The sequence below is a fragment of the Streptomyces sp. NPDC051214 genome (assembly GCF_040682375.1).
Taxonomy (GTDB): domain Bacteria; phylum Actinomycetota; class Actinomycetes; order Streptomycetales; family Streptomycetaceae; genus Streptomyces.
Genome location: NZ_JBFBAT010000010.1, coordinates 104,000 through 123,024 on the forward strand (window position 1 = coordinate 104,000; position 19,025 = coordinate 123,024).

Sequence of the window (19,025 nt, forward strand, 5' to 3'; positions counted from 1 at the left end):
AGCAGGAGAGCGGGGTCCGGAAGCGTACGTCAGCGCAGTGTGCGTGCCTTGACGTCGGCGCCGGGCTGAGAGATGCGGTCGAGCAGCAGACCGAGGCAGACGATCGCGATGCCGGCCGTCAGACCGAGACCGAGGTCGCCCTTGGTGAGGCCCCTGACCACGTCCACGCCGAGCGCGCCGCCGCCGATCATGCCGCCGATGACGACCATGGACAGGACGAGGACGACACCCTGGTTGAGGGCGACGAGCAGCGCGGGCCTGGCCAGCGGGAGCTGGACCTGCCGGAGCTGCTGGCCGGTGGAGGCGCCGAGCGAGCGGGCCGCCTCCAGGGCGGAGGGGTCGATCTGGCGGATGCCCTGGGTCGTGATGCGGATGACGGCGGGCAGCGCGTAGATGATCGAGGCCACCGCGGCGGCCGCGGGGTTGGAGCCGAACAGCGCGATCATCGGGATGAGGTAGATGAACGCCGGCAGGGTCTGCATGGTGTCGAGCACCGGCCGGATGCCACGCTCCACCCAGGACACCCGGGCCGCGAGCACACCGATGGCGAAGCCCAGGATCAGCGTGACGACCAGGGCGGCGATCACCTGCGAGAGGGTGTCCATCGAGCGGCTCCACAGCCCCATCGCGCCGATCGCGGCGAGCGCTAGCACGACGGTGACCGCCGCGCGCCAGCGGCCCGCGAGGTAGGCGAGGACACCGGCCACCAGGAGCACCGCCCACCACGGGGTGGCGAGCAGGGCGTCGAACAGCGGGTTGATGCCGTAGTCGATGAAGGCGTTGGCCCAGGTGAGCGTGCCGCCGATGACCGGGATGCCGGAGCCGAGCTCGCGCTCGATCCAGCCGACGGCCTCGTTGATGGGCTGGGAGATGGAGACGACCCAGTTCTCCGGCCACTCCGTACGGCCGAGCGCCTGGCCGAGCACGGCGGCGCCCGCCACCACGGCGGCCATGACGGCCCACAGGACGCGCGTCGCGAAGGCGCTGCGCGCGGGCGCCGCGTCGTCGACGCGTTCGCCGAACCCGGCGGTCGTGCGGTCCAGCCAGACGGCGATCAGCACGATCGCGATGCCGGCCGGTACCGCGAGGCCCACGTCGAGGGTGGAGATCGCGGTGAAGATCGGGTCGCCGAGACCACCGGCGCCGACCACCGTCGCGAGCACGACCATCGAGAGACACATCATGATCGTCTGGTTGAGGCCGAGCAGCATCGGCTTGCGGGCCAGCGGAAGCCGCGCCGTCCACAGCCGCTGCCAGGCGCTGGCGCCCAGCGACTGCGAGGCTTCGAGGGCCGCCGCGTCGGCGCCGCGCAGGCCGAGCGAGGTGAGCCTGGCCATCGGCGGTGCGGCGTAGATGACGGTCGCCATGAAGACGGCCGGCGTGCCGACGTCGAACATCAGAACGAAGGGCAGCAGGTACGAGAAGGCCGGAAGCACCTGCATGGTGTCGAAGACGGGCCGCAGGATGCGCTCGGCACGGTCCGAGAGCCCGGCGGCGAGGCCGAGCAGGACACCGACAAGCCCAGCGACGGCCACACAGACGACCATCAGGGCGAGGGTCTCCATCGCCTCTTCCCACACGTCGAGCACGCCGATCACGGCGAACGTGCCGAAGGCGACGCCCGCGAGGGTCAGCGCGCGGCGGCGCAGGTTCGCCCCGCCCGCGTACCAGGAGATGAGTACCGCGGCGACGGTCACCCCGATGAAGCCGAGGGCCTCCAGACCGCTGAGCACACCGTCCACCGCGGATTCCGAGGTGTTGCTGATGTGTAGCAGGAAGTACAGGAAGATCGGGTGGGTGTCGCGGTTCTGCGCCATCCAGGTGTTGACGTCGTCGAGCGGCGAGCGCACGTCGAAGGTCAGGTCGGACGGCCAGGCGCCGTTGGCGGTGACGGCCGCGGAGACGACCGCGACCAGCAGGGCGCAGAGCAGCAGGATCGCTTTGGGGTTGCGCAGGAACGCGGCCAGCGGGCCGGGTCCTTCGGCGGGCGGGCCCGGCGGGGACACGCCCTCCGTCTTGTCGATCACGGACGTCGGGGCTGCGCTCATACGGCGGCCACCGCCTTGTCCCGGGGATCACTGTCGAGGCCCGCGACCACCGCGAGGAGCTGCTCGTGGTCGACGATGCCGAGGGTGCGTCCGTTGTCCACGACACGGCAGTACGCGCCGCTGCGGGCCACCGCCTCGATCGCGTCGACGACCAGCGTGTCCGGGCCGATCGCGGCACCGGACTCGGCCTCGTCGCCCTCGGCGGGGCGCATGGCGCGGCGCACGGTGATGACCTGCTCGCGCGACACGTCCTGGACGAAGTCGCGTACGTAGTCGTCGGCCGGGTTGGCGACGATCTCCTCGGGGGTGCCGAGCTGCACGATGGCGCCGTCCCGCATCAGCATGATGCGGTCGCCCAGGCGCAGCGCCTCGCTCAGGTCGTGGGTGATGAAGACCATCGTGCGGCCCTCTTCGCGGTGCAGGCGGATGACTTCTTCCTGCATGTCCCGCCTGATCAGCGGGTCGAGCGCGCTGAACGGCTCGTCGAAGAGCAGGACCTCGGGGTCGACGGCGAGGGCGCGGGCCAGGCCGACGCGCTGCTGCTGGCCGCCGGAGAGCTGGGTGGGGCGGCGCTCCTCCATGCCTTCGAGGCCGACCTTGGCGACGACCTCCAGGGCCTTGGCGCGGCGCTCGGCCTTGCCGACACCCTGGATCTCCAGGCCGTACGCGACGTTGTCGAGGACCGAGCGGTGCGGCAGCAGGCCGAAGTTCTGGAAGACCATCGCGGCCTTGTGGCGACGCAGCGCACGCAGCTCGTTCTTGTCCATGCCGAGCACGTCCTGGCCGTCCATGGATATGGAACCGCTGGTCGGCTCGATGAGCCGGGTCAGGGTGCGCACCAGGGTCGACTTGCCCGAGCCGGAAAGGCCCATGACGACGAAGACCTCGCCGCGCCTGACGTCGAAGCTGACGTCCCGCACGGCCGCGGTGCAGCCGGTGCGCTCACGCAGCTCGGTGGCCGAGAGATCCGCGAACTCCTCGTTGCCCGGGATGCTCTTGGCCTTGGACCCGAAGACCTTCCACAGGTCCCGGACGGCGAACACGGGCGCGGCCTCGTCGGAGGCGGGCGCCTCAGGGGCCGGCGTCTTGTCGGTGGTGGTGGTCATCGGACATCACTCCCGGTCAGCAGTTCCGCGCACTTTTCCCCGACCATGAGCACTCCGATCATCGGGTTCACGGCAGGCATCGTCGGGAAGACGGATGCGTCCGCGATTCGGATTCCCTCGAGACCCCGGATCCGCAGCTCCGGGTCGACCACAGCAAGTTCATCAGCGGAAGCTCCCATTCGGCAGGTTCCGGCCGGGTGGTACACAGTGTGCGCCGCCTTGCGCACGAGCTCACTGATCTCGGCGTCGTCTGTGACGTCCGGGCCCGGGAAGACCTCGCGCTTGAGCCACTTGGCGAAGGGCTCGGCCTGCGCGACCTTGCGGGCCAGCTTGATGCCGTCGACGAGGGTCTGGCCGTCGTAGTCGACGCCGTTCTCGTCGTACTCGAAGTAATTGAAGTCGAGGGCGGGCTTCACCTCGGGGTCGGCCGACGTCAGGTAGACGCGGCCGCGCGCACGGGACTTGGGGATGTTCGGCGTCATCGAGACGCCGTGCTCCGGGCGTTCGTAGCCCAGGCGCTCCGGGTTGTCCGTGAACGGGATCTGGTAGAAGTGGAACATCAGGTCAGGGCCCTTGTGGTCCGGGTCCCGCTTGACGAAGAGGCCCGCGTCGGAGTCCATCGCGGAGTTGCCGGGGATCGGCCCGTTCGTCTCCCAGACGATGACCGACTCGGGGTGGTCCAGGAGGTTCTCGCCGACGCCCGGCAGGTCGTGCGTGACGGGGATGCCGAGGGCTTCGAGGTCCTTGGCGGGGCCGATGCCGGAGTGCAGGAGCAGCCGGGGCGTGTCGACGGCGCCGGCACAGACGAGCACCTCGCGGCGGGCGGTGAGCAGTTGCGCCTCGCCGTCCTTCGTACGGATGTGGACGCCGCGCGCGGTCTTGCCCTCGAGCTCCAGCTTGGTGGCCCAGGTCTCCAGGAACAGGTGGAGGCCCGGACGGTCGCCGGCCTCCATGTGGGGGTGGAGGTAGGCGACGGAGGCGGAGGAACGCTTGTTGTTCTCCGGGTGGTAGGAGAGGTCGAAGAAGCCGACGCCCTCGTCGAAGGGCTTGTCGTTGAAGCCGACGACCTCGGGGACGCCGAGTGCGGTCTTCGTCGCCTCCACCCAGTCGGTGGCGATCTGGTTCTGGTCCTTCTTGGCGACGCGCACGATGTTGTTGCGCAGCTTGCCGAAGAAGGGGTCCATCGCCTTGGCGTTCCAGCCGGTGGCGCCCGCCTCTTCCCACTCGTCCCAGTCGGACGGCAGCGGCTTGAAGGAGATCAGGGTGTTGTGCGACGAGCAGCCGCCGAGGACCTTGGCGCGGCTGTGCAGGATGTGCGAGTTGCCGCGCGGCTGCTCGGTGGTGGTGTAGCCGTAGTCGAGGTCGCCGCCGAGCAGGCCGAGCCAGCGGCGCAGCGTGAGGACGTCCTCGCGGTCGATGTCGCTGGGGCCGCCCTCGATGACGGCGACGGTGACTCCCGGGTCCTCGGTGAGCCGGGACGCGATCACCGACCCTGCGGTTCCGCCACCGACGATGACGTAGTCGTACTCAGTGGTCTCAGCCATGCGTGCTGCTCCTCTTCCTGCGAGGTGTGATGCAAGGTGCTTGCGCGTATAGAGCGGGGGGGGCGCTCGGACGTACGGATACAGATACGTGCGCGGGGGCGGGACTGCCGCCCCCGCGCACGCTTCTGAGAGTCGGGCTCAGCCCGCGAACCAGCGGACCGGCCGCGGGGCGAGGTTCTGGTAGATGTGCTTGGACTCGCGGTACTCGGCGAGTCCGGCGGGTCCGAGCTCGCGCCCCACGCCGCTCTTGCCGAAGCCGCCCCACTCCGCCTGCGGAAGGTAGGGGTGGAAGTCGTTGATCCAGACCGTGCCGTGGCGCAGGCGCCGGGCCATGCGGCGGCCGAGGCCGGCGTCGTTGGTCCAGACGGCGCCCGCGAGACCGTACTCGGTGTCGTTGGCGAGCGCGACGGCCTCGTCCTCGGTGCGGAAGGTCTCGACGGTCAGGACCGGGCCGAAGACCTCCTCGCGCACGACGCGCATCTCGCGGTGGCACTGGTCGAGGACGGTCGGCTCGTAGAAGTAGCCGGTCGCGGGGCGCACGTCGCTGGGCTCGGGGCGCTTGCCGCCGGTGCGCAGGACAGCGCCTTCCTCCAGTGCCGACGCGACGTACATCTCGGTCTTCTCGCGCTGCTGCTGCGAGACGAGCGGGCCGCACTCGACGCCGTCCTCGGTGCCGCGGCCGAGCTTGATGCGGCTCGCACGGCGGGCGAGTTCGGCGACGAAGCGCTCGCGCACCGACTCCTCGATGATGAGGCGGCCACCGGCGGAGCAGACCTGCCCGCTGTGGATGAAGGCGGCGTTGAGCGCCTGGTCCACGGCGGTGTCGAAGCCCTCTTCGGTGGCGCAGGCGTCGGCGAAGACGACGTTCGGGTTCTTGCCGCCGAGTTCGAGGGCGACCTTCTTGACGCCGAGGGCCGCTGCCTGGGCGACCTTGGTGCCGGAGACGAGGCCGCCGGTGAAGGAGACCAGGTCGACGTCGGGGTGGTCGGAGAGGCGCGCCCCGACCGTGTGGCCCGGACCGGTCACGATGTTCGCGACGCCGGCCGGGAGGCCCGCCTCGACGAGCAGTTCGATCAGCGCGACCGTCGTCAGCGGAGTGACCTCACTCGGCTTGATGACGAAGGTGTTGCCCGCGGCGAGCGCGGGGGCGATCTTCCAGCTGGCCTGGAGGAGCGGGTAGTTCCAGGGCGTGATCATCGTGCAGACGCCGACGGGCTCGTGCACGACGACGCTGTGGATGTCGTCGGACCCGGCGTCGACCACGCGGCCCGCGCCCTCGCCGATCACCAGATCGGCGAAGTAGCGGAAGGCGTCGGCGACGCAGTCGACGTCGACGCGGCCCTCCTCGACGGTCTTGCCCGCGTCGCGGCTCTCCAAGAGCCCGATCTTCTCGCGGTCGCGTACGAGGAGGTCTGCCACGCGGCGCAGCAGCGCGGCCCGTTCGGCGACGGGTGTGGCCGGCCACGGTCCGTTGTCGAAGGCCTCGCGGGCGGCGGCGATGGCCGCGTCGGTGTCCTCGGTGCCGCCCTCGGCGATCGTCGCGAACGGCTTGGCATCCGCGGGGTCGAGGATCTCGCGTGTGGCGCCGGAGAGGGCGCTACGCCACTCTCCGCCCACATGGATGGTCTGTTGTGCGGACACGTCCCGTTTGCCTTCCATTCCTGTCATACGCCCCGCCTGTCACTCGCGGTAGCCGGGGGCACATGCCCCGAGGCGGAGAAACCATGCGCATTAGATAACCGAAAGTGCGCTGTGTCACTGCGCGTGCAGGCACCTGGGGCAATACGTCCGCGTGAAGGGGCATTTGGGAACAGAGGTGGCGCTATGGGCCGCTACGCGTCGATGTCATCGAGGTCCGCCGGCTCGTCCTGCACGGCGAGTCCCGCCACCCACAGGGGCATCAGCCAGTGCACGACGAACGCGGTGAAGAGGACGGGGAAGAGCAGCCCTTCGGCGTCCCACCCCTGGTACGCGGCGACGCCCGCACCCGCGGCGGCGGCCAGGAGCAGCCACAGCATGATCTGCCGGGCCCGTGCGGCGACCCGCACGCGCTCCGCGCGCTGCCGCTCGTCGAGGGCGCGCTCCCGCAGTTCGAGAAGTCCGCGCGTGGCGCCGTTGATGACGCCGGTGGCGACGCACCACGGCAGAAGGAGACCGAGCATCGTCCACATCGCCCAGCGCTGGTCGCCGACGACCGTGAGCAGCCAGGCCGCGACGCTCGCCGCCGTCAGCGCGATGTGGGCGCCGACCGCAAGGCGCCTTCGCGTGGCGGTGGCGTACATCGGCGCCGCCTCGCGCCGGTTCATGAGCGCGAACATCCGCCGGTCGTAGCCGGTCATCCGCTGGGTCCCCGTCTCCCGCACCTGCTGGCCCGTCATCCCTGACTCCTCCCGTAGACCTCGTCCGTGAGCGGGCGGAACGGCTCGAGGGAGAACAGCGCCTCCACCGGCAGCCCGAAGAACACCGCGATCTTCAGCGCCAGGTCGAGGCTCGGGTTGTACTGCCCGCGCTCGATGTAGCCGATGGTCTGGTAGTGGACCCCCACCGCCTCGGCCAGGCTCTGGCGCGACACTTTCCGCTCCGCGCGCACCATCGCCAACCTGTTGTGCACTTGCTCGCTCATGTATAAGAAGTACTACATCGATGAGCAGGTTGGCAACGAAGGGCGGCTCTTGGGGATCAAGGAGCGGGACAGATCTCGTCCGGCGGGCAGAACCACGACAGGGCGGTGGCCATGAGCTCCTCCTCGTCGTCCCTGCCGTCCGCGTCCGAGCCGTACACCGCGAGGGCGTACAGCTCGCCGTCCACCGATTCGAAGCGGTGGTCGATGACGTGCCACGTCCCGATGTCCGGCTCGTCCTTGAACGTGTCGGCCACGTACTCAAGGCGGGCGGCCGGGCGCCCCTCATCGTCCATGCGCTCCAGCGGCGCGAGTTGGTCGAAGCCAACGGGCATCGATGTCTCGTCGAGCCAGGTCCGCAGCGAGTCGTACGGCGACGGCTCGCTCACCCGGTACACCTGCAGCCGCCGGTCACCCTTCGGACTGCGGTAGTTGACGACGTTGAAATCCTCGGTCGGTTCGACCAGTTGGCGGACCCAGCCCCGCGGCACCGCGAGCCGGAAGCCCTCCTCGTCGAACACCTCCTCGTACGGAGCCGGCGGCACGCCCGCGGGGGACGGCGCCGCCGTGTCACCCTCGGCCTTGCCGTCCGCGCTCTGCGCGGGCCGGTCGACAACGGCCAGGTACCCCGTGGGCCGCGGCTCGTCCTTCCACCCGAGCGCCCAGCCCCCGAAGCCCAGCCCGCACAGGGCCAGCACCGTCACGACACCCCGCAGCGCCTTGCCCTGGCGCGTCGCGTCCCGGTCGTGGAGCGCGGCGATCCGCCGCTCCTGCTCGTGGCCGACCCACTCCTGGCGGTCCGCGTCGAAGATCCGCACCGCTCGTCCCTCAGCCCGTGACCTGGGCGATCGCCTGGACCACGGCGGTCACGGACGCGGCCGTCGCGGCGGCGGCCCCGTACTGCTCGAGCCGACCACGAAGCCTGCCGAGCAAACCACCGTCACTGCGGCCCGCACGACTGATCTCCCCCTCCACCTCGCCCAGTTCGACGTCGAGCGCGTCGTCCTCGGCCGTCCGCCCGGTGGCCTGGCGCAGCTCGGCGCGCAGGGCCCGGACCTGGGTGAGCAGGTGCTGCTGTGCCGGATCGGACACCACCACCGTGTGGTTGGTGGACTCGGCCCTGCCGTGCGAACCGAAGGCCTGCGAGCCGCCGGTGATCGAGCCGATCTGGACGTGCGCACCGCCGCCGGTGTCCCCGTCGCCGCTCATGCCGTGCTCCCCTCGGTCGTGTGCGTGGCCTGGCCGTGGGTGCCCGTGGCGAGGGCGCCGCCGGACATCTCCGTGATGTAGACCCCGCTGTTGCTGATCTGCGTGATGTTCTGCTCCAGGCGGTCCGTGCGGAAGCCGCCGGCCCGCAGCGCGTCCCGGACGCCCTCGCCGATGCGGTCCTGGAGGGTGCGGGTGTAGCGGGCGACGTCCATCTCCTGGAAGAGCGAGAGGTCGTCGGTGCTCGCCAGCTGGCGCAGCGAGACGAGCGGCGCGTCCGGCGGCGCCTGCACGGGGCGCCCGATCCCGAGCCAGGAGCACGCGGACCGCACGGCACGCGCGACCGGAGGCACGGGCACCTCCCCCTCGGCGGGCTCCGGCTGCGCGAGCCAGAGCCGGAACGAGGGCACGAGCGAGGGCAGCGTGCGCAGGGCGGCGATGCCGATCGCCACGCCGACCGCGGGACCGTCGACGCAGGCGCGCAGGGCGTCGTGGACGGGCCCTTCGGGCTCACTGGCCACGATGGTGTCGACCTCACGGAACGCGGGGACGATCGGCCCGAGCACGTGCGGCACCACTTCGAGGACCAGCATGCCGCCCTGGGTGTGCACCCTGACCAGGAGCGAGACCACGACCTGTTCGTTCCAGGCACCGACCCGGACGCGCAGGAAGTGGCGCCGCGCCTCCCCGCCCTCACCGGCCGCCCGTTCGATGTGCCGGGCCGCCTGCCCGGCGTCGTAGAGCCCCGCGGTCTCGTACCCCTGTCCGGTGTAGAGCTGCTCGTCGCGGCCCGCGCCCGCGGGGAGGTAGACGAACTCCTCGATCTCCAGGTCCCGCAGCCGGTCCACGCTGGTGGCCGCGGCGGACCTGCGCAGGTCCTTCAGGCGGGGCTCGATCATCTTGATGACCTCGCGGGCGGCCAGCGGCTCGTACGCCCGCTGGGGCGGCACCCCGCCGTCGGGATTCTTCTCGGCGGTGCGCTGCAGCTCCAGGACGACCGACCACGGTTTGCGGGGTTTTCCGGCGCCCACGAAGGGGCGGTTGGCGTCGTACAGGGTGACCGGGGCGTTCTGCTCGCGGTGGATGCAGGCGGCGATGCGGGAGAAGCGTCGTGGGATGCGCGGCTGTTCGGTCTCGGCGAAGGTCTGGCGGGCGAGCTGGGTGCGCAGGACCCGCTTGCGCAGGAACTGGTGGCGCCACACCACGGCCGCGACGAGCAGCGGAAAGATCACGGGGTACGGCGTCTCGCTGATCACGGTGATCGCGGAGTACGTGTACGCGGCCGCGCACCACCACACGAAGGCGGTCACCAGCCAGCCGATCCGGCGCCGCAGCCAGGCCAGCGGCGCCGGGAGCTCCAGCTGCCGCAGGGTGCCGCCGTCCGCGCCGCGGCCCGAGACCACCCGGGCCAGCCACAGCAGCAGGACCACCACGGCGTACGCGATCGCCCAGCCGCCCGGCACGAAGGCGCCGAACGTGCCGTCGGGGCCGGTGTCCACGAGGTCGTCCGGGTCGAAGGCCAGCAGCGCGAGATCGGCGCCGGAGACACCCGACTCGCCGCCCCGGGAGTCTTCGAGGGCGTCCCAGATCATCACCGCGTCGGTGACGAGGAACCCGATCCACACGGCCGCCAGGAGCAGCGCGCTGAACAGTTCCTCGCGCCGGGCGCGCAGCGCGTGCGCGAGCACCGGAAGCACATCGGCACCGAGCGGCGGCGCCACGGGGCGCTCCGCGTGACCGACGAGTTCGGAGACGACCCGTCTGCGGAACACCGCGTCCAGGTGGACGCCGGCACACAGCAGTCTGGTGGCCTCGGTGTTACCTGCCATGGCCAACTCCGTCTGGATGAAGCGGAATTGGAGCGTAACTGAGCGTGTACGCAGAGGCCACGGAAAGGTGATTATGCCCCTCGGACAAGTGAATTCCGGCCGGATGTGCCCGGCCCGGACGCACCTCGCCCCCGGCAGCCGATCGAGCGGCCGCCGGGGGCGAGGCAGTGCGTGCCAGAGGCAGTGCCTGCTGGAGGCAGTGCGTACTAGATGAGGCCGAGGCCGCGAACCGCCTCGCGCTCCTCGGTGAGCTCCTTGACGGACGCGTCGATGCGCGTGCGCGAGAACTCGTTGATCTCCAGGCCCTGGACGATCTCGTACTTGCCGTCCTTGGTGGTGACGGGGAAGGAGGAGATGAGGCCCTCCGGAACGCCGTACGAACCGTCCGAGGGGATGCCCATGGAGGTCCAGTCACCGGCGGCCGTGCCGTTCACCCACGTGTGGACGTGGTCGATGGCGGCGTTGGCGGCGGAGGCGGCCGAGGACGCGCCACGGGCCTCGATGATCGCGGCGCCGCGCTTGGCGACGGTCGGGATGAAGTCGTCGGCGAGCCAGGACTGGTCGCTCACGACGTCCGCGGCGTTCTTGCCGGCGATCTCCGCGTGGAAGATGTCGGGGTACTGGGTGGCCGAGTGGTTGCCCCAGATGGTGAGGCGCTTGATGTCGGAGACCGGGGCGCCGGTCTTCTTCGACAGCTGCGACAGCGCGCGGTTGTGGTCCAGGCGGGTCATCGCGGTGAAGCGCTCAGCCGGTACGTCCGGGGCGGCGGCCTGCGCGATGAGCGCGTTGGTGTTGGCCGGGTTGCCCACGACGAGGACCTTGATGTCGTCCGCGGCGTTGTCGTTGATCGCCTTGCCCTGCGGCTTGAAGATGCCACCGTTGGCGGAGAGCAGGTCGCCGCGCTCCATGCCCTTGGTGCGGGGGCGGGCGCCGACGAGGAGGGCGACGTTGGCGCCGTCGAAGGCGACGTTCGGGTCGTCGCTGATCTCGATCGAGTTCAGCAGCGGGAAGGCGCAGTCGTCGAGCTCCATGGCGGTGCCCTCGGCGGCCTTCAGGGCCGGAGTGATCTCCAGGAGGCGAAGGTTGACCGGCACGTCCGCGCCGAGCAGGTGGCCGGAGGCGATGCGGAAGAGCAGCGCGTAGCCGATCTGGCCGGCCGCGCCGGTGACGGTGACATTCACGGGAGTGCGGGTCATGGCGATCTCCGTAAGACAGCAGGCGGTGGGGGTCCCTGCCCCTTGTGCGGGGTCCCCTTGTGCTGGATCCCCACCGACGCCCTCGATGATCGATCTCTTGGCATCAAGAGAGATCCGCCGCTCAGGCTATCGCGCCCCGCCGACCCCCGAACCCCGGGAGGGTGTGGCCCACCCCACAAAGATCCACCCTCGCTGTTCACGGGTGATTTTCCGGCGGGAAACAGCGGCTCACAGGCTCCCGAAAAATTTCTCGTGAATCGACAGGCATGTTGTGCGTAGGTCAGGGCACACGCACGAGTACCCCCACGGGAGTGGTCACACCCCCAGGCGGCCGCCACGCTCCCCCCCCTGTGTTGGCGGCCGCCACCTCCCCCCGGTGGTCACTCCCGAGCACGAAACCGGCCGCACCTGATTCAGGTGCGGCCGGTTTCGTGTGTGCGCACTTCGCGCGGCGTGCCCACCGCTTCGTGCCCGCTCCTTCGTGCAGCTACTTCGTGCAGCCGGTCTGGCCGGCCTTGAGGGTCGCGCACGCCTCCGCCGAGGCACCGTCCTTGACGGCCACCATCGGTGTGTACGCGTCGAAGTCCGCGTTCACGGTGCCGTTCTGCTTGGCGCCGTCGCCGGTGATCGTGACCTTGTCGCCCGGCGCCGCCTGCGTGATGCGCGCCCACGCCGCACCGCACGTCTTGCTGTAGCGGACCTCGATCAGGGCCTTGCCCACCGTCGCGCGTGTCGTCGTGGCGGCCAGCTCGCCGCCGCAGCCCATGGTCTCGGGGTCCTTGCCGGTGCAGCTCTTGCCGCTGCACTCGACGCCCGCGGGCAGGTCCTTGTCGCTGGTGCTGGGCGAGGCCGGCGGCTTGGCGCTTTCGTTGCCCTTGTCGTCCTTGCCGAAGTCGGTCAGGAAGACGGCGGCGGCTATGACGACGAGCGCCCCGACGACGCCCGCAAGGAACATCGTCAGCTTCCTGCGCCGCCGCTGCCGGTCGGGCGAGTCGCCGCCACGGGCCGGCTGAGCCGGGCCGGGCGGCGCCGCGACGCCGCCCCCGCCCGCGTATGACGGGGCCTGCGGGGGCACCACCGGAGAGACACCCGCGGGGCCCGCGACCCCGGTGACGCTGCCACCCGGACGGCTGGGGCCCTCGGGGCGGTCGGCGGAGTCGATCCCGGTGCCGACTCCGGCACCGGGACCGGCGGCACCGCCACGCACCGCACCGCCGTTCCCCTTGCCCTTGCCCTTGCTGCCGCCGTTGGGCGGGTTCGGGCCCAGCTCGCCGAGCGCGGCCCGCGCCTGGGAGATCCGGATCGCCTGCATGGTCATGTCGTGCCGCATCTCGGAGCGGCTCCAGGCGCGCTCGGCGAGTTCCCACATGGTGATGAGGTGCACCGGGTTGGTGCCTGTCACCTCGGCAAGCGCGACGATCGCACCCTTCGGGGCGAGCAGCCGCCCGTTCAGATACCGCTCCCACGAGGTCTTGCTGTACCCGGTGCGGTCCGACACCGCGGCAATGCTGAGACCACTGCGGTCGACGAGCCTGCGCAGCTGACTCGCGAACTCCCTGACCTGCGGATCCAGCTCATCCGGTAGTGCCTTCCAACGAGGCATTACTCCCCCTCATCCCCCCGTACGTGCCAACGTGCCCCCGCGCGTGGTTCCCCCCGCTCTGCCCATGAGGCAGCCCCCGCTGTTCCTGTCATGGGCTACCCAGAGGGATGCCAAAAGTCAGGATGTCAGTTCCCGGACCGGGGGCGCACGGGAGCGTTCGGGCCACGGGCGTGCACCGTCGCACTCCGTGCGGTCCTGCGTCCAGTGTCCCATCGCTGTCCCGCTCCACGATGCGGAACCCCTGGTAGCGGCTTGGGACGTCCCAAACCGTCCCGATTGTGCTGGTTGACCCTTTTGCGCATCGCCTCCGGGAGGGAGCATCGGAGACGTCAACGCAGCACCTAGGGGGAATACATGCGCATCAGCAAGGGCAGGCCGAAGCGGCTGCTCGGCGCGGCGGGGGCCGTGACGGCGGGGGCGGCGATCGCGCTGGGCGGGACCGCGTCGCTCGCGCAGGCCAGTGGGCCACATGTCGTCGACGGCAAGGGTTCCGCGCACAACGACTGGGGCGACGAGGGCACTCTGTCCCGCCACAGCCACGCGAACAGCAACGCCACCCGCCTCTGGCAGAACGTCCTGTACGCGGACGGGGCCAAGTGGAAGGACAGCAACGGCAAGCGGCACACCTTCAAGAAGTGGGACATCGACGGCAGCTTCGGACGTAAGACCGAGTCGGCCACCAAGTACTGGCAGCAGCGCGAGGACGTGGAGGACGTCGACGGCATCGTCGGCAAGGAGACGTTCGGTGTCGCGGACGACTTCCTGAACGGCCCGAGCGGCGGCGGCCACGTCACCTACAGCGGCTACCAGCACGACGTCGGCTTCAAGCGCCTCTCCGGCACGTACTACGTGAAGATCGACGGCAAGTGGAAGAAGGCCGCGTACAACTGGCGCGGCTGATCCCAGTCCCACGGTCCCGGGTTCCGTACCCGCACCCCCGCACAGGGCCGCCGGCGACGGCGGCCCTAACGCATGAGGAAGCGCATCAGCCCCTCGAACAGCACCATGAGCACGAGGAAGGCGGTGACGCCGACGGTGGAGCGCCATGTCCACGCCGAGCGGGCACGCGAGGGCCGCCGCGACCCGCGCGGCCGTGCAGGCGCCGGGGCCACGCCTTCGCCCTGCTTGCTCAGGACGACGCCCGCGGCGGGCGGCCCGGCACCCTCCGGGGCGGATCTCGCACCGGAGAGTGCCGCGCCCCGCGGCCACACCCGGACGGCCAACTCCCAGCGCGCGCAGTACCGTTCGCTGTCCGCGCCCGCCACCCGGCACAGTGCCGCGACCGCCTGCCGGGGCGGCGGCTGCCGTGCGTTGAGGTAGCGCTGCCAGGAGGACTTGCTGTAGGCCGTCTCCTCGCCGAGCGCGATCAGGCTCAGGCCGGTGCGGTCCTTGAGCAGCCGCAGCTGCTCCACGAAGTGCCGTACCTCCGGCGGAAGTGCCTCCGGAAGCGGCTGCCAGGCAGCACTCATGCTTCACCCCCAGCATGTGCCCAGTTTGCCCCCATGACGGCCCGGCGACCCGAAGTGGTTCCCTCCGCGCCCCGTCACACCCCCTCGCACCCTGTTGCGGGCTGGGAACAGCATTGCGGAATGGTCACCTCCGTGCCACAGGGGCAAGGCATCCCTTGAACGGAATTGGCGGGGGCATGACGCTGGTTCCCGTTGGCACGGCCCCCCACAGACCGGCGGCGCCCGTCCTCCCACGGGGGTGAGGACGGGCGCCGTCCCCTGTTCCGGGTCGCGGACGCCCTTCAGCGACCGCCGCCGCCCGGCGTGACGAGGCCCGTCTCGTACGCCACCACCACCGCCTGCGCCCTGCTGTCCAGATCGAGTTTGGACATCGTCCGGTTGAGGTGGGTCTTGACGGTGGCCTCGCTGATGTAGAGGCGGTCGGCGATGTCCGCGTTGGACAGTCCGGTGGCGATCAGCTTCAGGACCTCGACCTCGCGCAGGGTCAGCGCCCGCAGGTCCGGCGGCGGCTCGGCCCGGTCGTCGGACGCGGCCCCGGCCTGCCGGGCGAAGGCCTCGACGAGCCGGCAGGTGACACTGGGCGCGAAGAGCGCGTCACCGCCTCCGACGGCGGCCACCGCCGCGAGCAGGCGCTCGGGCCCGGAGTCCTTGAGCAGGAAGCCCGAAGCCCCGGCCCGCAGCGCCCCGTACACGTACTCGTCGAGGTCGAACGTGGTCAGCACCAGGACGCGCGGCGGCGGTTCGGGCGCCTCGGCGAGGATCTTCTCGGTGGCCACGATGCCGCTCATGCCGGGCATGCGGATGTCCATCAGGATCACGTCGGGCCGCGTCGTCGCGGCGAGCGCGACGGCTTCCGCCCCGTCACCCGCCTCACCGACGACCTCGATGCCGGGCGCGGCACGCAGCAGGCCCACAAGCCCGGCCCGGATGAGGAACTGGTCGTCGACCACGAGCACCCTGGTCATCTACGTCGCGCCGTCCCCCTGCGGTGCGGCCTGCGCGGAAGTCGGCAGGGTCAGTCGCACGGCGAACCCTCCCTCGCTCCGCGGGCCGATGCTGATCGTCCCGCCGTAGAGCTTGGCCCGCTCCCGCATCCCAATCAACCCATGGCCGCTCCCTGTGCCCACTCTGTCCGGAATCACCCCCTCCCCGTCATCGGTGACCGAAACCGTCACATGGTGGGGCCGATAGCGCAGTTCGACCACCGTCGCGGCGCCGTGCGCGTGCTTCAGTACGTTGGTCAGCGCCTCCTGGACCACGCGGTACGCGCAGAGTTCGACCCCGGGGGCGAGCTGCCGCGGGGTGCCCGCCACGCGCAGCTCCACGTCGACTCCCCCGGCCCGCACCCGCTCGACCATCTCGCCGAGCCGCGCGAGGCCCGGCATCGGGGCGTCGGGCGCGCCGTCGTCCTCCTCCCGCGCCCGCAGCACCCGCAGCATGCGGCGCAGCTCCTCAAGCGCCTCGCCGCTGGTGCCGGAGATGGTGGAGAGCGCGGCGTGGGCGGTGGCCGGGTCCGAGGCGAAGACGAACTTGGCGAGGCCCGCCTGCACGGATATCACCGACATGTGGTGGGCGACGACGTCGTGCAACTCCCTCGCTATGCGCCCGCGTTCCTCGGCCACCTCGCGCCGCGCCCGCTCGTCCTGCTCGCGCTTCAGCTGCCGGGCCAGTTCGGCGGACCGGCGCGCGACGTGCCCGAACCGCCAGATCACCACGGGGAAGCCGATGGCCTGCCCGACCACGGAGGCCATGGCCGCGCCTTCGCTCACCATGCCCGAGTAGATCCAGACGGCGCTCATCAGGGCGGCGCAGGGCAGGGAGGTGCGCGGGGGTCTCAGGGCGGCGACCGTGTAGACGGCGAGCATGGGGCCGAAGGTGTTCACCACCGGCCAGTAGCCGGCGGTGACGTACACGATCCATGCCAGGTGCACGGCGAGGAGGACGGTGAGCGGTGCCTTGCTGCGGGCGGCAATCGGTACGTTCACCAAGGCCACCAACACGTATCCCCACGCGTCGAGTTCGGGCCACCCCTGCCGCGTCGACTCCTGCCCGAGGAGCACGGCGACCGTGGTCAGGGCGACCGCGATCGACGTATCGGCGACGAGGGGACGAATCCGCATCGCCGCAGCGTAGCCCCGGTGCGGGCACCGCAACGTCAAACTACGGCGGTACAGCGAGAGTTGCAGGAACCGCGGCGGTACTCCACGGGGTGCGCGCAAAGCTCAACCCTGCACGGGACGACTCCCCCGCCCCGTCTCCGTAACTTCTTGCTCCAGCACCACGGCACCGGCCGACCACCGGCGCCACGGATCGCGGGCCGTCGGGGGACCCAACGGGGGGACCCGGCTCGCGGCCACGAAAGGGGAACCATGATCACCCGTAAGCGCATCGGCCTCCTGTTCGCCACCGCGGCACTGGGCAGCGTAGCCATCGTGCCGACGGCCGCCGTGGCCTCGGACGCCGGCTCCGTGGGCACCAGGGGGGAGTACGGCTGCAACTACACCTCCGCCACACCGGAGATCAGCCTCGGCAGCCAGGGCAAGGCCGTGAAGCAGGCCCAGTGCCTGCTGAAGCACTGGCGCTTCAGCGTCGGTCCGAGCGGGGTCGACGGCGACTTCGGCAAGGACACCAGGAAGGCCGTCATCAAGTTCCAGCAGAAGTACTGCAACCTGAAGGACGACGGGATCGTCGGCAAGAACACCTGGCGTGCCCTGAAGAACCCCGGCTGCTGAGGCAGCCCCACGCAAGACGGTGGCCCGTCCTCCCCGGGGGAGAGGACGGGCCACCGTCACGTTCGCGTGCCGCCTAGGTGTCGATCGTCCGATGCAACGCGTCGCCCAGGAACGGAAGTTGCAGCCAGGGATTCGGCTGCGCCATCAGCGCGAGCAGCACGATGACGACGCCGAGCGCGCCGTACGTGACCATGTCCGTGAAGCGCGACCGCACCGCCAGCATGCCGACGCCGGGCAGCGCCCACCGCATGACGGCGCCCGTGATCAGCGCGAGGCCGATCAGTATCGTGCCGACGCGGAACACGTCGAAGGCCGTGAGCAGCAGCCCGAGCCCCACCATCGACAGCACGGTGAGCAGCGGCCACTGCCGGGCGGGCGCGGGGGCGTCGCCGCCCGCGGCCCGGCCGCCGCCCTCGGGCCGCGCGGTGTCGCGGGTCAGGAGCGGAAAGCGCCGCGTGGTCTTCTTCGGCCCGTCGGGGCCGGGAGCGCTGACGGCACCCTTGGCCTCGGCGTCCTCCACGGCCTCGGCCTCCGTGACATCGCCCTCGGTGACATCGGCCGGTGACGCCCCTTGATCAGGTTCGGCGCTCATGGGCTCACCCCTTCCCGGTTCAGCTCGCGGCAGCGGTCGCGGTCGCGGCGCGCTCGGCCGCCTCGACGACGTTGACGAGCAGCTGGGCACGGGTCATCGGGCCGACGCCGCCGGGGTTCGGCGAGATCCACCCGGCGACCTCGCGCACGCCCGGGTGCACGTCGCCGACGATCTTGCCGGTCTCGTCGCGCGAGACGCCGACGTCCAGGATCGCGGCGCCCGGCTTCACGTCCTCGGGCTTGATGAGGTGCGGCACGCCCGCGGCGGCCACGATGATGTCGGCCTTCTGGAGGTGGAAGGCCAGGTCGCGCGTACCGGTGTGGCACTGCGTCACCGTCGCGTTCTCCGAGCGGCGGGTGAGCAGGAGCGGCATGGAGCGGCCGATCGTGACCCCGCGGCCGACGACCACGACCTCGGCGCCGTTGATCTCGACGCCGTGCTGGCGGAGCAGCGTGATCACGCCGTTGGGCGTGCAGGGCAGCGGCGCGGGCTCGTTCAGGACGAGGCGGCCGAGGTTCATCGGGTGCAGGCCGTCGGCGTCCTTGTCCGGGTCCATCAGCTCCAGGACGCGGTTCTCGTCGATGCCCTTGGGGAGCGGGAGCTGCACGATGTAGCCGGTGCACTCCGGGTCTTCGTTGAGCTCGCGGACGACGGCCTCGATCTCCTCCTGCGTCGCGGTCGCGGGCAGCTCGCGCTGGATGGAGGCGATGCCGACCTGCGCACAGTCGCGGTGCTTGCCGGCGACGTACTTCTGGCTGCCCGGGTCGTCACCGACCAGGACAGTCCCGAGGCCGGGCGTGAAGCCCCTCTCCTTCAGGGCCGCCACGCGGGCGGTCAGTTCGGACTTGATCGCGGCTGCGGTGGCCTTGCCATCGAGAATCTGGGCGGTCATGACTCCATCTTCCCGGATGAGACCCGCCCGGTACCAATCAGGTCGCCCGCGCGGGCCGACTGTGTCTCAGCTGTGTCCCGAGACCTGACCAGCTCTGTTGCACTTGCACAACGCATAGGGAATGCGGCTGGACAAATAAGCCTGGCCTAAAGAACGATATGCGGCACAGTGCCGCGGGCAGTGTCGGG

Annotated in this window: 18 protein-coding genes; 2 read left to right on the plus strand and 16 right to left on the minus strand. The window is 70.8% G+C overall.

Annotated elements, in window-relative coordinates; genetic code table 11:
• Window positions 1-29: 29 nt before the first annotated feature.
• From AB0M70_RS26260 to AB0M70_RS26310, 11 genes are all read right to left on the minus strand, one after another.
• Window positions 30-2,048: an ABC transporter permease subunit gene (locus AB0M70_RS26260; RefSeq protein WP_365823370.1), complete on the minus strand. Its 2,019-nt coding sequence runs from the start codon at window positions 2,046-2,048 to the stop codon at window positions 30-32.
• On the minus strand, window positions 2,045-3,154 hold the full coding sequence (locus AB0M70_RS26265) for a glycine betaine/L-proline ABC transporter ATP-binding protein (RefSeq protein WP_365823371.1): 1,110 nt from the start codon (window positions 3,152-3,154) through the stop codon (window positions 2,045-2,047). Before AB0M70_RS26265 ends, AB0M70_RS26260 begins: the two co-directional genes overlap by 4 nt.
• Window positions 3,151-4,698 carry a GMC oxidoreductase gene (locus AB0M70_RS26270; protein ID WP_365823373.1) on the minus strand — a complete coding sequence of 516 codons (1,548 nt, stop codon included), beginning with the start codon at window positions 4,696-4,698 and terminating at the stop codon, window positions 3,151-3,153. The genes AB0M70_RS26265 and AB0M70_RS26270 overlap by 4 nt, the downstream gene beginning before the upstream one ends.
• A 138-nt stretch (window positions 4,699-4,836) precedes the next feature.
• Window positions 4,837-6,357, minus strand: coding sequence for an aldehyde dehydrogenase family protein (locus tag AB0M70_RS26275; RefSeq protein ID WP_365823792.1), 1,521 nt, complete (start codon window positions 6,355-6,357; stop codon window positions 4,837-4,839).
• Window positions 6,358-6,530: 173 nt separating this feature from the next.
• A complete protein-coding gene (locus AB0M70_RS26280) occupies window positions 6,531-7,076 on the minus strand; it encodes a hypothetical protein (RefSeq protein ID WP_365823375.1) in 546 nt (181 codons plus the stop codon).
• Window positions 7,073-7,321: a helix-turn-helix transcriptional regulator gene (locus AB0M70_RS26285; protein WP_160506754.1), complete on the minus strand. Its 249-nt coding sequence runs from the start codon at window positions 7,319-7,321 to the stop codon at window positions 7,073-7,075. Before AB0M70_RS26285 ends, AB0M70_RS26280 begins: the two co-directional genes overlap by 4 nt.
• A gap of 56 nt (window positions 7,322-7,377) precedes the next feature.
• Entirely contained in the window at window positions 7,378-8,136 is a 759-nt protein-coding gene (locus AB0M70_RS26290) for a hypothetical protein (RefSeq protein ID WP_365823377.1), read from the minus strand.
• Between the two features lie 10 nt (window positions 8,137-8,146).
• Entirely contained in the window at window positions 8,147-8,527 is a 381-nt protein-coding gene (locus tag AB0M70_RS26295; protein ID WP_365823379.1) for a hypothetical protein, read from the minus strand.
• Window positions 8,524-10,353 (minus strand): hypothetical protein, encoded by a 1,830-nt coding sequence (locus tag AB0M70_RS26300; protein WP_365823381.1) that lies wholly within the window; start codon window positions 10,351-10,353, stop codon window positions 8,524-8,526. The genes AB0M70_RS26295 and AB0M70_RS26300 overlap by 4 nt, the downstream gene beginning before the upstream one ends.
• A gap of 206 nt (window positions 10,354-10,559) precedes the next feature.
• Window positions 10,560-11,549, minus strand: coding sequence for a malate dehydrogenase (locus tag AB0M70_RS26305; RefSeq protein WP_365823383.1), 990 nt, complete (start codon window positions 11,547-11,549; stop codon window positions 10,560-10,562).
• Between the two features lie 487 nt (window positions 11,550-12,036).
• Window positions 12,037-13,152, minus strand: coding sequence for an XRE family transcriptional regulator (locus AB0M70_RS26310; protein WP_365823385.1), 1,116 nt, complete (start codon window positions 13,150-13,152; stop codon window positions 12,037-12,039).
• Between the two features lie 354 nt (window positions 13,153-13,506).
• Here AB0M70_RS26310 and AB0M70_RS26315 point away from each other — a divergent pair, with 354 nt between their 5' ends.
• Window positions 13,507-14,052 carry a peptidoglycan-binding domain-containing protein gene (locus tag AB0M70_RS26315; RefSeq protein ID WP_365823387.1) on the plus strand — a complete coding sequence of 182 codons (546 nt, stop codon included), beginning with the start codon at window positions 13,507-13,509 and terminating at the stop codon, window positions 14,050-14,052.
• Window positions 14,053-14,117: 65 nt separating this feature from the next.
• Here the strand turns inward: AB0M70_RS26315 and AB0M70_RS26320 are convergent, their stop codons facing one another.
• The 3 genes from AB0M70_RS26320 to AB0M70_RS26330 form a co-directional block, all read right to left on the minus strand.
• On the minus strand, window positions 14,118-14,621 hold the full coding sequence (locus AB0M70_RS26320; protein ID WP_365823389.1) for a helix-turn-helix transcriptional regulator: 504 nt from the start codon (window positions 14,619-14,621) through the stop codon (window positions 14,118-14,120).
• A gap of 281 nt (window positions 14,622-14,902) precedes the next feature.
• On the minus strand, window positions 14,903-15,586 hold the full coding sequence (locus AB0M70_RS26325) for a response regulator transcription factor (protein WP_365823391.1): 684 nt from the start codon (window positions 15,584-15,586) through the stop codon (window positions 14,903-14,905).
• Window positions 15,587-16,741 carry a sensor histidine kinase gene (locus AB0M70_RS26330; protein WP_365823393.1) on the minus strand — a complete coding sequence of 385 codons (1,155 nt, stop codon included), beginning with the start codon at window positions 16,739-16,741 and terminating at the stop codon, window positions 15,587-15,589.
• Window positions 16,742-16,990: 249 nt separating this feature from the next.
• Between AB0M70_RS26330 and AB0M70_RS26335 the strand changes: the two genes are divergently transcribed.
• Complete coding sequence (locus tag AB0M70_RS26335; RefSeq protein ID WP_365823395.1) at window positions 16,991-17,353, plus strand: peptidoglycan-binding domain-containing protein; 363 nt, start codon at window positions 16,991-16,993, stop codon at window positions 17,351-17,353.
• Window positions 17,354-17,426: 73 nt separating this feature from the next.
• Here the strand turns inward: AB0M70_RS26335 and AB0M70_RS26340 are convergent, their stop codons facing one another.
• Complete coding sequence (locus tag AB0M70_RS26340; RefSeq protein WP_365823397.1) at window positions 17,427-17,945, minus strand: DUF3017 domain-containing protein; 519 nt, start codon at window positions 17,943-17,945, stop codon at window positions 17,427-17,429.
• 19 nt (window positions 17,946-17,964) lie between these two features.
• Window positions 17,965-18,837 (minus strand): bifunctional methylenetetrahydrofolate dehydrogenase/methenyltetrahydrofolate cyclohydrolase, encoded by an 873-nt coding sequence (locus AB0M70_RS26345; protein WP_365823399.1) that lies wholly within the window; start codon window positions 18,835-18,837, stop codon window positions 17,965-17,967.
• Window positions 18,838-19,025: the final 188 nt, after the last annotated feature.